The organism is Prochlorococcus marinus CUG1415 (assembly GCF_017696015.1).
GTDB classification, from domain to species: domain Bacteria; phylum Cyanobacteriota; class Cyanobacteriia; order PCC-6307; family Cyanobiaceae; genus Prochlorococcus_A; species Prochlorococcus_A marinus_AE.
The window spans coordinates 147,102-162,399 of record NZ_JAAORL010000002.1; the positions used below are offsets into that span (position 1 = coordinate 147,102).

Genomic DNA, 15,298 nt, shown 5'->3' on the forward strand with positions numbered 1-15,298 from the left:
AAATTTCTTTATTTTAAATATTTTATTTTTTTAACAAAAAATTGATAATCATATAGATATTAAAATTTATTTTCGGACATTTTTTAAAAGTTTTTATAGCTTATCTAAATAATTTACTCAATATGTCCCTATAAAATGTAAGAATAAATCATGTATAGATTTATAATTTAAAAAGTGGAAGGACAAAATAAGTCGATCACGTTTGACGGACGAGAGATACGACTAACTACAGGACTATATGCTCCTCAAGCGAGCGGATCAGTAATGATCGAATGTGGAGACACCTCTTTACTAGTAACAGCAACAAAAACTATAAAAAAAGAAGTTGCTGACTTTCTACCTCTAATATGTGATTACGAGGAGAAGCTATATGCAGCAGGAAGAATCCCAGGCGGGTTCTTGAGAAGAGAAGGTCGACCTCCAGAAAGAGCAACTTTAATCTCAAGATTGATTGATCGACCAATGAGGCCTCTTTTCCCCTCTTGGATGAGAGATGAAATTCAGATAGTTGCTTCCTGTCTTTCTCTTGATGAAAGGGTCCCAGCTGACGTCCTTGCTGTTACTGGTGCATCAATAGCAACTTTGGTTGGTGAAATACCATTTTATGGCCCTATGGCTGCAGTAAGAGTTGGACTTATAGGAGATGATTTCATTCTTAATCCGAGTTATAGAGAAATAGAAAAAGGTGATCTAGACATTGTTGTAGCCGGTTCTCCTGAAGGTATTGTGATGATCGAAGCAGGCGCTAATCAATTATCTGAGCAAGATACTATTGAAGCGATAGATTTTGGTTATGAAGCAGTTACTGAACTTATTAAATCCCAAGAAGATTTACTTAAAGATTTAGGATTAAAACAGATTAAGCCAGCCGAACCTAAAGAGGATAAAACATTACCTTCCTATTTGGAAAAAAATTGTACAAAAGCTATTGAACTGGTCTTAAAAAAATTTGATCAGTCAAAAGAGGCTAGAGATATTGAACTCGAAAAAATTAAGCTTGAAACTCAGGAGCAAATTAAATCTTTAAAAGACGATAACCAATTAAAAACTTTACTATCTGAGGATGATAAATTAATTAACTCTGACTTTAAAAAATTAACAAAAAAATTAATGAGGTCACAAATCATCAATGATGGTAAAAGAGTTGATGGGAGAGACCTTGATGAAGTCAGAAAGATATCTGCTTCTGCGGGAATACTTCCAAAAAGAGTTCATGGTTCTGCATTATTTCAAAGAGGTCTTACACAAGTCTTGTCGACAACAACACTAGGGACACCTAGCGATGCTCAAGAGATGGATGACCTTAATCCAAATACTGAGAAAACATACTTACATCACTATAATTTTCCACCATACTCAGTTGGGGAGACTAGGCCTATGAGAACTCCAGGAAGAAGAGAAATTGGTCATGGAGCATTAGCAGAAAGAGCAATAATACCTGTGCTTCCTGGCAAAGAGACATTTCCATACGTTCTTCGAGTAGTAAGCGAAGTCTTAAGCTCTAATGGATCAACCTCTATGGGTTCAGTATGTGGAAGTACACTATCATTATTAGATGCTGGTGTACCCCTTAAAGCTCCTGTTGGTGGAACAGCTATGGGTCTAATCAAAGAGGGTAAAGAAGTCAGAATTCTTACAGATATTCAAGGGATTGAGGATTTTCTTGGTGATATGGACTTCAAAGTTGCTGGTACAGAGAAAGGAATAACAGCACTACAAATGGATATGAAAATCACAGGTTTACCAGTATCTATAATTTCAGATGCAATAAAAAAAGCTCGCCCAGCAAGATTGCACATTTTAGAAAAAATGCAGGAAGCGATAGATAAGCCCCAAGAGGCATTATCACCACATGCGCCAAGGCTATTAAGCTTTAGGATCGATCCCGAATTAATTGGAACTGTTATTGGACCTGGAGGAAGAACTATAAAAGGAATTACAGAAAGAACAAATACAAAAATTGATATAGAAGATGGAGGGATTGTAACAATCGCTTCTCATGATGGAGCTGCTGCCGAAGAAGCACAAAAAATCATAGAAGGTCTAACTAGAAAAGTTCATGAAGGTGAAATTTTTTCAGGTGTTGTAACTAGAATTATCCCAATAGGTGCCTTTGTAGAAATATTACCCGGGAAAGAGGGCATGGTGCATATTTCTCAATTATCGGAAGCAAGAGTTGAGAGAGTTGAAGATGTTGTTAGACAGGGTGATGAAGTAACAGTAAGAGTTAGAGAAATTGACAGTAGAGGTAGGATAAATCTTACTTTGAGAGGAGTATCTCAAAATGGGGGCATGCCATATCCTGAACCGACTCCAACACCTGTAGCACCTCTTAACTGAAATCAAATGGGATAAATATCATATTTTAAAATTATTTGCTCTATTTCAGCACAAATATATTTATGATAATTTCTATTATTTGATGCAATAATGATTCCATCTTGATTGTAATTTCCCCTTTCAATTGAATCAAAGGAAAGTCCCTCATAATTTAATTTTGTGATGTCCCCACCGGCAGCTTTTAAAATAGCTTGAGGAGCTGCAAAATCCCAGTCCTTAGGTGAGCTTTGACCAGGTAAGCTGAGGCATATATAAATATCACTTTCTCCTCTAACTATAGAGGCGATTTTACAGCCTATACTCCCCATGATTAAAACCTTGTTGAACTTTATCCTTTTTATTAAATTTTTCAAGGTTTCATTTCTGTGATTTTTACTTGTTACTAAAACCATTTTTGGAAGACTCTTTTTTTTTGATAGGTTTGGTAAAATTTTTAATCCATTTCTTCTTTCACACCAAACTTTTTCTTCGTAAGCTATCCACAATTCATCCTTTTCTGGTATTAAAACGATTCCAATATATGGTTTCTGTTTATAATTCAAGGCTAAATGCATAGCATAGTTTTCTGTGCCTTGCATGAAATCCTTTGTCCCATCAAGAGGATCAAGAACCCACATCCAATCCTTATCATTATCCTCACAACGATTTCCAGACTTTACATTTTCTTCGCTTAAAATACCCCAATTAATATTTTTATAATTTTCATTAATTCTTTGAATTATTATTTCATTAACTTTTAGATCAGCTAGTGTTACAGGGTCATCAATATTATCATTCTTTAGAATATTGCTTTTATTATTTGAATCTTTTAGTATTTGAGCATAATAAATCAAGATATCAGAAGCCTCCCAACTAAAGGCCCTTAAATCATTTATGAGCTTTTTTATATCTACACCGGAAGGTAAATTAACCACTAAATGAATATTAAAACTACATCATCTCACAAAAGGCAAGAACCTGAAATAGGTGTTTTATATATTGTGGGTACACCTATTGGAAATTTAAGTGATATCTCCTTGAGAGCATTAAATATTCTAAGAGATGTATCTTTGATTGCGTGCGAGGATACTCGACAAACAAAAAAATTAATGAGCAAATATAATTTCACTAATAATTTCATAAGCTTCAATGAGCATAATTCTAGGAATAAAATACCAAGAATAATTAATGATCTTCATTCAGGGAATTCAGTTGCATTAGTAAGTGATGCTGGCATGCCAAGTATTTGTGATCCTGGAGAAGAACTTATTAACCATGTCAAAACAAATGGTATAAATATTATTTGCATCCCTGGTCCATGCGCAGCAATAACGGCGATTGCATCAAGTGGGTTTCCATCCTCAAAATTTACTTTTGAAGGTTTTCTCCCTAAAAAAAAGTCTGAGAGGGAAAAAATCCTAAGAGAAATCAGTCAAAATGATAAGACTACAATTCTATTTGAATCTCCTCATCGCCTTAAAAAATTATTAAAAGAATTGAAAGATTTTTGCGGTGGTGGTAGAGAAATACAAATATCTCGAGAATTAACAAAAATGTATGAGGAAAATATTAGAAACAATATCAACGAAATAATAGATCATTTTGAAGGGGAAGAAGTACTTGGAGAGATTACTATTGTTATAAGAGGAATAACCAAATTGAAGAAAAATTCTGAATTTGATAATTTTAAATTAAAAAAAGAGCTTCACGATTTAATTGCCGCAGGGGTGAGCTTAACGGCAGCTTCAAAATACCTCGCAAAGAAAAACAACCTAACGAAAAATCTCATCTATAATATGTATCAAAGTTAAGAATTTTCTAATAAGAAATGTTATTTATTTTGAAAAAATTTTTATTTATTTTTACATTTAATTTATCTTTATTTTTAATTCTTTTTCTAGGCATACAAAACAGTAAAACCAAAAAAAAAGTTAATCTAATAATAGGTGAAACAGTTTATTTGCCAATTAGTTTTATAGTTGGTGGAAGTTTTATAAGTGGTTCTATTACTGGAGGCCTTTTAAATATAAATATGAAAGGCAAAAAAGAATAAAAATTATAATGCTATTAAATTTTCAGCACTCACAATTCTTGAAATACCTTTATTAAGAAGGATTGGGGCAACAATCTTGAATACATTAGTGTTAGGCACTTTTATAACTTTCTGGTCTTTATTGCAATATCTTTTTGCAATCTTTAAATCTACAAAAACTTCAATCGTTTTTCTTTGCAATTCATCTTGCGAAAGAAATTGCCATTCTGAAAATTCCTTTAATAACTTTGTTTCCAATTCAATTTTTTTATCTACAACCATATAAACAATTTTTGGGAAATCGAATTCTGAGATGGGAATAGATGACAAATCTTTTTGAGGAACATTTTCAATTTCAAAGTTTAAAGGGGCAATTTCAATGAATGAATCAATTGGGTTTAATTCTGTTTCTAAAGAGTATTCTTTAACAGAATCTGTTATCGAAAGATTTTCCTTTAATGTTTTTTCTTTAGAATCTTTGATAGATAAAAGTTTATGATTTAATTGTTTTTTTGAATATTTATTCAAAAAACTATTATATTTTTCTTCACCAAGATTTTTCTTTAAATTCCTTGAAATTGTTAATTTAGTAAATTTAAATTTATCTGATAACTCCTCTAAGGTTTTACCGTTAATAAAATCTAGTTTTATCTCTTCTTTTTGTTTTTCTGAGATTTTTTTAGGCAAAATAAAAATTTGTATTTTAAAATTTTACAATACAAGTTAAATATAATATAAATTAAGTATCTAAAAATTTTTAGATATTAAATTTATTTAAAAGATATTGTCAGATTTGAAAGAAAAAGAAATTAAAGATATTAATGTCACTCCCATAATTCTATCTGGAGGTAATGGAACTAGGTTGTGGCCAGTCTCAAGAACTGCGTTCCCAAAACAATATCTAAAAATGAATCCAAAAAGTAAATATTCTCTTTTGCAAAATACATATCTGAGGCTCAAGGATATCAAAAACTTAGAATCTCCGATAATAGTTTGTAATGAAGAACAAAGATTTATTGTTGCAGAACAAATGAGAGTTCTTAATATAGATCCTCAGTCAATCATATTAGAACCTTTTGGAAAGAATACAGCTCCCGCCATAGCCATAGCAGCATTGAAAATTTTAAAAGAAAAAAAAGATCGAATTTTGTTAATATTGCCTGCAGATCACGAGATTAAAAATCCTATTCAATTTAACAAAACTATTAATGATGGGTTAAATTTTGCAATTAAAGGAAGATTGGTAACTTTTGGAATTTTGCCAACATATCCTGCTACTGGATATGGATATATAAGGGCATCAGAAGAGATGTCTGAAGATTTAAATTGGAGTTATATAAAAGGTTTTATTGAAAAGCCAAGTCAAGATTTAGCAAAAGAGCTGTTAAAAAATAGTCATTACACATGGAATAGTGGCATTTTTTTATTCAAAGCCTCTACTATTGTTGATGAATTGAAAAAATATCATCCTAAATTAATTAATATTTGCAAGGAATCTCTTAACGAAAGCGAAAAAGATTTTAATTTTCAAAGATTAAATAGTAAGGTTTTCAAGAGATGTCCAAATATTTCAATAGACCATGCCGTAATGGAAAAAACTAATCTTGGAACTGTATTGAGATTAGATGTAGGTTGGAATGATTTAGGGAGTTGGAAATCAATATGGGAAGATACAAGTTTTGATAAGAAAAGAAATAGTATTAAAGGGAAAGTTTTTTTAAAGGATGTAAAAAATACATATATAAGAAGTGAGAGCAGGTTAGTTGCAGGTTTAGGTCTAGAAAACTTATTTATTATTGAGACTAAAGATGCGATTTTAGTAGCCAATAAAAACTCTATTAATTCAGTAAAAGAATTAGTAGAAGAATTAAGACGGAATAATATGAATGAGACGAAAATTAATCAAAAAACATATCGACCTTGGGGAAACTTTGAGAACTTGATTAATGAAACAAATTGGCAAGTTAAAAAGCTAGAAATAAAACCTAAGGAAAGTATTTCTCTACAAAAGCATAATTTTAGATCTGAAAATTGGGTTGTTGTAGAAGGTCAAGCAAAAGTTGAAATAAATGGAGTAATATCTTTTTTAAAAAAGAACGAAGGTATTTTTATTCCACTTGGTTCAAAACACAGATTATCTAATCCTGGAGAAAATATCTTGAAAATAATAGAGGTTCAGACTGGAAGTTATCTAGGGGAAGATGATATTATTAGATTTGAAGATAAATACAAAAGAGGTAATAATTAAATATTTCTATAAATTAATTACCTTTAAAAGGTTGTCAAATTAACTCCAAAATAATGGGCACAAGAAAAAAAGCTTTAATTACTGGTATTACGGGCCAAGATGGGAGTTACTTAACAGAATTCTTACTTGAAAAAGGTTACGAGGTCCATGGGATTAAAAGAAGATCAAGTAATTTTAATACGCAAAGAATTGATCACCTTTATGAAGATCCCCACAAAAAAGATCTAAGTTTAATTCTTCATTATGGAGATCTGACTGATAGTTCTAATATTATAAGAACTATAGAGAAAATAAAACCTCACGAAATTTATAATTTGGGAGCACAAAGTCACGTTGCAGTAAGCTTTGAATCTCCTGAATATACTGCCAACTGTGATGCACTAGGTGCTCTTAGAATACTTGATGCTATAAGACTTTTAAATTTGCACAATAAAACAAAAGTTTACCAGGCAAGTACTAGTGAACTTTATGGTAATTCAACAGATGTTCCTCAAAATGAACTAACTTCTTTTAAGCCAAGAAGTCCATATGCAATAGCGAAATTATATGCTTACTGGATAACAATAAACTATAGAGAAGCTTATGGAATTTACGCTTGTAATGGAATTCTATTTAACCATGAATCTAAAAGAAGGGGAGAAACATTTGTCACCAGGAAAATTACAAGAGGATTGACAAGAATTAATCTAGATCTAGATAATTGTCTTTATTTAGGAAATCTTGATGCAGAAAGGGATTGGGGCCATGCAAAAGATTATGTTGAGATGCAGTGGATGATGTTACAGCAAAAGGAGCCAAAAGATTATGTAATTTCTACAGGAAGAACAGTATCAGTAAGAAAGTTTATAGAAATAAGTGCATTAAAATTAGGGTGGAATCTTACAAAAGATGGTCCTGGAATTATATGGGAGGGGAAAGGTATTGATGAAGTTGGTAAAAGAGCCGATAATAAAAAAATAGTTATTAGAGTTGACCCCAAATATTTCAGGCCAGCTGAAGTAAATAAACTTTTAGGAGATTCATCAAAAGCACGAAGAGACCTTGGTTGGGAACCTAAAATTAAACTTGAAAATATTATTACTGAAATGATTGAGAATGATCATACTGAAGCAAGAAAAGAACTTTACCTTAAACAAAAAGGGTTTTCTTTCTCAAATTCAATAGAAACAGTTCCCAGAATTATGAATGAATAATAAATATTTATTTAATGTTCGTACTTAATGAAAATTCTAAAATTTATGTGGCAGGTTCAACTGGAATGGTTGGCAGTGCAATTTGCCGTCTTTTGAATAGATATGGAATTAATTCAAAAAATAAAAATCTTTTAGTAACTTCAAGAAAAGAACTTGATTTAACAAATACTTTTAAAGTTAATGAATGGTTCTCTCAATATAAACCTGACATCGTAATCATAGCTGCTGCAAAAGTTGGTGGAATTTTAGTAAATAATAATCAACCTGTTCAATTCTTATTAGAAAATTTAAGAATTCAGAATAACTTAATAGAAGCATCATATAAATTTGGGGTAAAAAGATTGTTATTTCTTGGGAGCAGTTGTATATATCCAAAGTTTGCTAAACAACCTATTAAAGAAGAATATTTATTAAGTGATTCCTTAGAAGAAACTAATCAGTGGTATGCAATTGCAAAAATTGCAGGAATAAAACTTTGCGATGCATATAGGCAGCAATATAATTTTGATGCGATTTCTTTAATGCCCACAAATTTATATGGACCAAAAGATAATTTCGATATAGATAGTAGTCATGTTATGGCTTCTCTAATTAGAAAATTTTTCGAAGCAAAATTTCATAAACATGAAAAAGTTTTATGTTGGGGCACGGGAGAGCCTTTAAGAGAATTCTTGTACGTTGAAGATTTTGCAGAGGCCTGTATTTTTACTTTAAAGAACTGGTTCCCTAGACAAAAAAACTCTCCTAAAGAAATGAATGGAAAATCACTTACAAGATTAAATATTGGAAGTAATTTTGAAATCACAATTAAAGAACTTGCAGAAAAGATATCTAACATTATTGGATATGAAGGTCAAATTATCTGGGATGAGACAAAACCTAATGGAACCCCTAGAAAAAAACTTGATATTTCACATATTGAGAGTCTTGGTTGGAGTCCAAAAACAGACTTAGACTCTGGCATAAAAAAAAGTTTAGATTATTATCAAAAAATATTTTTTGATAATAATCAATTTGAAAATCCCAAAAAACACTTTCAATAATGTTAAATTTTTTATAACCAAATATTTCTTTAAATAACAGCCATCCTCTCAGAATATATAATTGAAGTAAGGATTGGAATTTGTAATTCCATGATCAAATTAAAAAGCATTTAATACTTTGCTTCCTTAGCTCAGCTGGATAGAGCAACTGCCTTCTAAGCAGTGGGCCGCAGGTTCGAATCCTGCAGGAAGCGTTTCAATTAAAATAAAAACAAAAAATTCTTACTAGTATCCATTAGGATTTTTACTCTGCCAATTCCATCCATCTTTGCATATATCAATAATTGTTTTTTTTGGTTCCCATTTAAGAATATCTTTAGCTAACTCAATATCAGCGGACAAAACTGCAACATCTCCTTTCCTTCTATCACAATATTTAATCGGAATTTGACATTTATTAACTTTTTCAAAAGTTCTTATAAGATTTAAAATACTAGTTCTTTGACCTGAGCCAATATTGATAGAAATGAATAATTTTTTTTTATTTTTCAAATACTCCATGGCCAATAAATGAGCCTCTGCCAAATCTGTTACGTGTACAAAATCTCTTTCAGCAGTTCCATCTTTAGTTCCCCAATCTCTGCCAAAAATTTTTATAAAGTCTAATTTACCAACTGCAACCTTTGTAATCAAAGGGAAAAGATTAGAGGATTTATCTAGTGGACTTTCTCCAAAATTTCCAGAATAATGTGCTCCCGCTGGGTTGAAATACCTTAAGTTAATAATATTCCATGGATATGAAGATCCTTCATATAAATTATGTAATATTTTTTCTATAGTAAATTTAGTTAATCCATAAGGGTTTAAAGGATACTTTTTAGAATCTTCATTAAATTTTTGAGTATTTCTTGCATCATATATTGCGGCACTACTACTAAAAACAATATTTCTACAGTTAAACTTTTCCATAACTTTAAACAAATTTATTGATCCAAGTACATTGTTATCCCAATATTCAATTGATCTTAAAATAGACTTATTCATATCCTTAAGACCTGCCAAATGTATAACAAAATCTATACGAATATTTTTTCTTTCCAGAGTTTCAAAAATTTCTATTAATTCATAAAAATTCCTTAAATCAGAATTTATAAAAATTAGTTTTTTTTCGATTTGACTTATCTTATCTTCAAAAAAATTTTTTATCCTGAGTAAACATTTAGATGTACTATTTGCTTCGTTATCTATTACAACTAACTTATAATTATTCTCCAATAAAGTAATACATATGTGAGAGCCAACAAAGCCTGATCCGCCGGTAATTAAAATATGAGACATGTGATCTTTGGATAGTACTATTTTATTCTAAAAATGTTTAAGATTTCAATTTTAACGATTTAAGTGGGAACTATTCTATATGAATACAAAAGATTTTAGTTATTCGACTCAAAAAGTTTATATCCTAAAATTATATCTATTTTAAAAACATAATTTTTTTACATAAACTATTTTTTCCTCCTATATTTTCTTAAAGTATTATAATTGGCGCAATAAAAATATAATGATAAGATAGATCAAAAATAATTCAGCTTATATATTGAACAAAATATCTCCAAGAATTAGCATTTTTTTATCAAGACATAAATTCATCAATAAAGGACATTATCTATTTTTAATCGGATTAATTTTTTTACCTTCAGCACTCCCTATCAGCGCAATCTTTCTATTTACAGCTTTAATAATTTCTTTAAGATCTAGCTTCAGAGAATTTAATTTAAATAAAATAAATTTTCTTTTAATTATAGTTATTATATTAATGTTAATTAGTAATTTTCGTTATCTATTTTCTAGTCCAGCAGTTTTCGTTCAAGAAGATAATAGTTCGATATGGATAGACCTATTCAATTGGATTCCATTATTTTTTTGTTATTGGGGTTTTCAATCATATTTAAAAACCGAAAAAAATAGAGAATTAGTTGCCAAAGCATTGATAATAAGTTCTTTGCCCGTCATAGCTAGTTGCATTGGACAAGTATGGTTTGATTGGTACGGACCTTTTACCACTCTAAATGGACTTATTGTTTGGTTCAATAAATCTGCAATAGCAAACGGTATTACAGGTCTTTTTAGTAACCCCAATTATGCTGGATTCTGGTTGGCGAGTATATGGCCTTTTGCTGTATTTAGTTTATCTGAAAGAAAAAAAAATATATTTTTAATATTAAATTTGTCCTTAATAACATATTTTTTAATTTTAACTAATTCCAGAAATGCAATTTTAGGAATTTTGTTTTCAACAATTTTATTAGTTGGAATAAAAGTTTTTTTAATAATCGCGTTATTTCTAATAATATTTTTAATTTCATTATTAAGTTTAAATAATTTTGTCGGATTAGAAGAAGAAATATTAAATAATTTCATTCCTTATAGACATATCAAAAGATTTACAAATTTTGCTTTTCTCAGCAATCGTATTCCAGTAAGACTTGATGTATTTTATAGAGCTATAAATTTTATAAAGTTACGTCCGATTTGGGGTTGGGGGGCATCTATATTTCCAATAATTTACTTATCATCTGGTGGTGACATTGATATTCAACATACACATAATATAAACCTTGAACTAGCCTTTAATTACGGCATACCAGTTTCTTTATTATTGACATATTTTATATCCAATATATTAGTAAGATCTTTTAAATTAATTTTCTTCGACAAAAAATATAATTCAATAATAAACAAATCATGGTACTCTTCAACTCTAATAGTTATTCTTTATAACTTGACTGATGTAACTTATTATGATGGCAAATTTAGTTTATTAAGTTGGATATTACTAGCTGGTCTGCAATCTATAATAAAGTCTTGTGAAAATAATTTAATTTGCGAAATATGATTTTAATAAATAAATAATTTTTAAAAAATAAGATATATTTAAACTAATACTATGAAATTAGTTTATAGATTTTGAAAAACTTAGTTACTGGAGGTGCAGGTTTCTTAGGTATTAACCTAATAAAAAAATTAATCGAAAAAGGAGAAGAAGTAATCTGTTTAGATAATTTATCAACAAGTACAGAACAAAATATCTCTGGTTTTATTTATAATCGCAATTTTAAATTTATCAAACAAAATGTCATAACTCCTTTGGATATAAAAATTGATAGGATTTGGCATTTAGCTTGTCCTGCTTCTCCCCTTCATTACTTAAAGGATCCTATAGAGACATCAAAAATAATTTTTCATGGGACTTATAATTTACTCAATTTAGCCCAAAAACAAAATGCTAAGTTCCTATTTGCAAGTAGTAGTGAAATTTATGGAGAATCAACTAAACTTCCACAATTAGAATCAGATATTGGGAAAGTTAATCCCACAGGTAAAAGAAGTTGTTATAGAGAAGGTAAACGTTTAGCTGAATCTCTTTGTTGTGACTTTTATAGAACTTTTCAAACAGACATTAGAATAGCTAGGATATTCAATACTTATGGGCCTTATATGCTTAAAAATGATGGCAGGGTGATAAGTAATTTTATAGATCAAGCGATAAATAATGAACCAATCACTATAAATGGTAATGGATTACAGACACGTTCATTTTGTTTCGTTGACGATCTAATAAAAGGCTTAATTAAACTAATGGATTCAACTTACAAAAAACCAATAAACCTAGGAAACAATGAAGAAATTACAATTTTTAGTTTAGCTGATAAAATTAAGAATAAAATAAATTCAAATTCTGTTTTAATTAATAATCCAATATCAGAAGATGATCTTATGAAACGAAATCCAAATATTCAACTTGCAAAGAATTTACTCGCATGGGAACCTAAAGTTAGTCTAGAGGAAGGTTTAGATATTACAATTGAGTATTTTAAGAGAATAAAGGAAAACTAAAATCAATGGGAAATATTATCAAAAAAATATGTTGTATTGGAGCTGGCTATGTAGGTGGACCGACTATGGCAGTAATCGCAGAAAAATGCCCAGAAATTGAAGTTTATGTTGTTGATATGAATGCTGAAAGAATAAAAAAATGGAATGATGATGATTTGTCAAAGCTACCAGTTTTTGAACCAGGACTTTCTGAAGTTATTTCAAAATGTAGAAACAAAAATCTATTCTTTACTACTGAATTAAAGAAAAATTTAGCATCCTCGGATATGGTTTTTATTTCTGTTAATACACCAACAAAAACTAGAGGTGTAGGCGCTGGTCAAGCAAGTGATCTAAAATGGATTGAAGCATCAGCTAGGCAAATAGCCGAATATGCACAAGGACACACAATAGTTATAGAAAAGAGTACTTTACCGGTTAAAACAGCACAAACAATAAAAAAAATTCTTATGGAAGCTAACCAAGATAATTCTCCTTTAAAAAATAATTTAAAGAGTTTCTCAATACTATCCAATCCAGAATTTCTAGCTGAAGGAACCGCTATTTCGGATTTAAAAAATCCAGATAGAGTTTTAATTGGAGGAGAGGATGATAAAGCCATCAATGCATTAATAAGCATTTATAAAAAATGGGTGAATAAAGAGAAAATTATCACTACTGACTTGTGGAGCTCTGAACTATCCAAACTAGTAGCAAATGCATTTTTAGCTCAAAGAATAAGCTCTATTAATTCAATATCAGCTTTATGTGAGAAAACAGGCGCAGATATAAAAGATGTTTCTATAGCTACAGGTACAGATAAAAGAATTGGGAAATACTTTCTAAATGCTGGGCCTGGCTTTGGTGGGAGTTGTTTTAAAAAAGACATATCAAATCTAGTTTATATCTGCAATTATTATGGTTTAGCTGAAGTATCATCCTATTGGCAAAAAGTAATTGATATTAATTCATGGCAAAAAAGACGTATTTCAAAAATAATAATCGAAAAATTATTTAATACACTATCTGGGAAGAAAATTTCAGTATTAGGTTTTTCTTTTAAAGCTAATACAAACGACACCAGAGAATCGCCATCGATAGATATATGTAGAGACTTAATGGAAGAAGGTGCAAATATTTCCATTTACGATCCAAAAGTAAAAGAGTCTCAAGTATCTGCCGCTTTAAATATTGACACGTTTAATAATTCTTTAGGATATAAAAATTTTAAATTTGCTTCATCTTTAAATGATTGTATGAAGGATTCATATGCGGTAATAGTACTTACTGAATGGGAAGAATTTGCTCATTTAGACTGGGATCAAATATATTCAATGATGATCAAACCAGCGTGGATATTTGATACAAGATCCATAGTTGACAAAGCAAAAGTAGATAAGGCTGGATTTAATTTTTGGAGAATTGGTTCTTGATAAAGTATTCATAAAAATAGTTCTAATTGAAAATTCACTCAATCAGTAGCATATTCATATTTGAAATTTAGCTGCTACCTTTTTATCCAGATAAATTCCAAATAATATAACTATTAAGGCAGAGAAAAAAGCATATAAAGAATTCAAAAGAATTAGAGTTATTGATATAAATAAAGTACTAGAAATATAGATAAGAGATACTTTTGAATGAGATAAACCTGATAGATTTAATCTTTGATACAAATGTAATTTATGAGGTACGAAGATATTTTGTTTGTTCATTAATCTCCTTAGGATACAACAAAATGCATCGGCCCATATAGGCGTAACAACCAATATTAATCCACAAAACTCTCCAAATGTATAAGCATTTAATGCATAAGCGATGTAAGTAGCCCCCAAGAAAGTACTCCCTGAATCTCCCATAAATAATTTAGCAGGGCTCCAATTCCATGGAAGAAAAGCAATCAAAGAACCTATTAACGATAATAGTGATGATGAAATCATATATGACTCAACAGAAAAAGCAATTATCATGCATCCACAAATTAATCCATCTAGCCCATCAATAAAATTTGTAAAATTAATAAATGAAATTATTCCAAGAATTGTTAAAAAGAACAGTAGAACAATTAAAATATAGTTTCCTTGAAAATAATTAAACACCATAAGGAATAAACTACTTTCATTTAAAATTAATAATGAGATAATTAATTGTATTAAAAATCTTAATCTCCTTTTCAAGTTATATCTATCGTCAATAAATCCAACTATTGCTAGTGGCAAACAAATTAGTATTAATTTACTTTTAAAAATTATGGATCCAATTAACCCAATCAATGCAAATATAATTCCAGCGCCCTTTGGAGTTGGAAAGGTATGAGAGCTTCTTGAGACTGGATAATCTAAAAATGTTTTTTTAAGAGTCGGATAAATAAGGTAGAAACAAAAAGAACCCAATATAGTACTAATAAATAGTAACAACATAAATTTAATTCAAATTACTTAATATGCTATTTATAATTAATAATCTTATCCCATTTTTCTAAAATAACTTATCCTCACAATAAATTCTTATGATTTTTTTTCAGTAGCTGGTAATCTTTTTTTAATTAACTTAGGCTAAAATTTATGAAACCGTCTCTTGATTAATTTGATAAGGAAGATTATTTAAATCTGATTTTAATATTCTTTATTTGAGTATAAATTATACT

At 29.7% G+C, this 15,298-nt stretch carries 13 protein-coding genes and 1 tRNA gene; 10 read left to right on the forward strand and 4 right to left on the reverse strand.

Annotation, left to right across the window (positions count from 1 at the left end):
- The first annotated feature begins 174 nt into the window (after nucleotides 1-174).
- Complete coding sequence (locus HA143_RS06960) at nucleotides 175-2,340, forward strand: polyribonucleotide nucleotidyltransferase (RefSeq protein ID WP_209085038.1); 2,166 nt, start codon at nucleotides 175-177, stop codon at nucleotides 2,338-2,340.
- A gap of 2 nt (nucleotides 2,341-2,342) precedes the next feature.
- On the opposite strand, the gene HA143_RS06965 is transcribed toward HA143_RS06960, so the two are convergent.
- Nucleotides 2,343-3,254: a 3'(2'),5'-bisphosphate nucleotidase CysQ gene (locus HA143_RS06965; RefSeq protein WP_209085040.1), complete on the reverse strand. Its 912-nt coding sequence runs from the start codon at nucleotides 3,252-3,254 to the stop codon at nucleotides 2,343-2,345.
- A 3-nt stretch (nucleotides 3,255-3,257) separates the two neighbouring features.
- On the opposite strand from HA143_RS06965, the gene rsmI reads away from it, so the two are divergent.
- Complete coding sequence (rsmI, locus tag HA143_RS06970) at nucleotides 3,258-4,130, forward strand: 16S rRNA (cytidine(1402)-2'-O)-methyltransferase (protein WP_209085043.1); 873 nt, start codon at nucleotides 3,258-3,260, stop codon at nucleotides 4,128-4,130.
- A gap of 29 nt (nucleotides 4,131-4,159) precedes the next feature.
- Nucleotides 4,160-4,372, forward strand: coding sequence for a hypothetical protein (locus tag HA143_RS06975; protein ID WP_306822619.1), 213 nt, complete (start codon nucleotides 4,160-4,162; stop codon nucleotides 4,370-4,372).
- Between the two features lie 3 nt (nucleotides 4,373-4,375).
- On the opposite strand, the gene HA143_RS06980 is transcribed toward HA143_RS06975, so the two are convergent.
- Nucleotides 4,376-5,038 (reverse strand): hypothetical protein, encoded by a 663-nt coding sequence (locus tag HA143_RS06980; RefSeq protein WP_209085047.1) that lies wholly within the window; start codon nucleotides 5,036-5,038, stop codon nucleotides 4,376-4,378.
- A 106-nt stretch (nucleotides 5,039-5,144) separates the two neighbouring features.
- Between HA143_RS06980 and HA143_RS06985 the strand changes: the two genes are divergently transcribed.
- The 4 genes from HA143_RS06985 (at nucleotide 5,145) to HA143_RS07000 (ending at nucleotide 9,029) form a co-directional block, all read left to right on the forward strand.
- Nucleotides 5,145-6,599, forward strand: a complete 1,455-nt coding sequence (locus HA143_RS06985; RefSeq protein WP_245210907.1) for a mannose-1-phosphate guanylyltransferase/mannose-6-phosphate isomerase — start codon at nucleotides 5,145-5,147, stop codon at nucleotides 6,597-6,599.
- 53 nt (nucleotides 6,600-6,652) lie between these two features.
- Nucleotides 6,653-7,792 (forward strand): GDP-mannose 4,6-dehydratase, encoded by a 1,140-nt coding sequence (gene gmd / locus HA143_RS06990; RefSeq protein ID WP_209085048.1) that lies wholly within the window; start codon nucleotides 6,653-6,655, stop codon nucleotides 7,790-7,792.
- A 14-nt stretch (nucleotides 7,793-7,806) separates the two neighbouring features.
- Nucleotides 7,807-8,835, forward strand: a complete 1,029-nt coding sequence (locus HA143_RS06995; protein ID WP_209085056.1) for a GDP-L-fucose synthase family protein — start codon at nucleotides 7,807-7,809, stop codon at nucleotides 8,833-8,835.
- A 120-nt stretch (nucleotides 8,836-8,955) separates the two neighbouring features.
- A tRNA-Arg gene (locus tag HA143_RS07000) sits at nucleotides 8,956-9,029 on the forward strand.
- Between the two features lie 31 nt (nucleotides 9,030-9,060).
- Here the strand turns inward: HA143_RS07000 and galE are convergent.
- Entirely contained in the window at nucleotides 9,061-10,113 is a 1,053-nt protein-coding gene (galE, locus tag HA143_RS07005; protein ID WP_209085058.1) for a UDP-glucose 4-epimerase GalE, read from the reverse strand.
- A 478-nt stretch (nucleotides 10,114-10,591) separates the two neighbouring features.
- On the opposite strand from galE, the gene HA143_RS07010 reads away from it, so the two are divergent.
- From HA143_RS07010 to HA143_RS07020, 3 genes are all read left to right on the forward strand, one after another.
- Nucleotides 10,592-11,671 carry an O-antigen ligase family protein gene (locus HA143_RS07010; RefSeq protein WP_209085060.1) on the forward strand — a complete coding sequence of 360 codons (1,080 nt, stop codon included), beginning with the start codon at nucleotides 10,592-10,594 and terminating at the stop codon, nucleotides 11,669-11,671.
- 71 nt (nucleotides 11,672-11,742) lie between these two features.
- Nucleotides 11,743-12,672: an NAD-dependent epimerase/dehydratase family protein gene (locus tag HA143_RS07015; RefSeq protein WP_209085062.1), complete on the forward strand. Its 930-nt coding sequence runs from the start codon at nucleotides 11,743-11,745 to the stop codon at nucleotides 12,670-12,672.
- A gap of 5 nt (nucleotides 12,673-12,677) precedes the next feature.
- Nucleotides 12,678-14,084 (forward strand): nucleotide sugar dehydrogenase, encoded by a 1,407-nt coding sequence (locus tag HA143_RS07020; protein ID WP_209085064.1) that lies wholly within the window; start codon nucleotides 12,678-12,680, stop codon nucleotides 14,082-14,084.
- A gap of 54 nt (nucleotides 14,085-14,138) precedes the next feature.
- Here the strand turns inward: HA143_RS07020 and HA143_RS07025 are convergent, their stop codons facing one another.
- The gene (locus HA143_RS07025; RefSeq protein ID WP_209085066.1) at nucleotides 14,139-15,071 is read right to left on the reverse strand and encodes a glycosyl transferase; all 933 of its coding nucleotides are present in this window, start codon (nucleotides 15,069-15,071) and stop codon (nucleotides 14,139-14,141) included.
- Nucleotides 15,072-15,298: the final 227 nt, after the last annotated feature.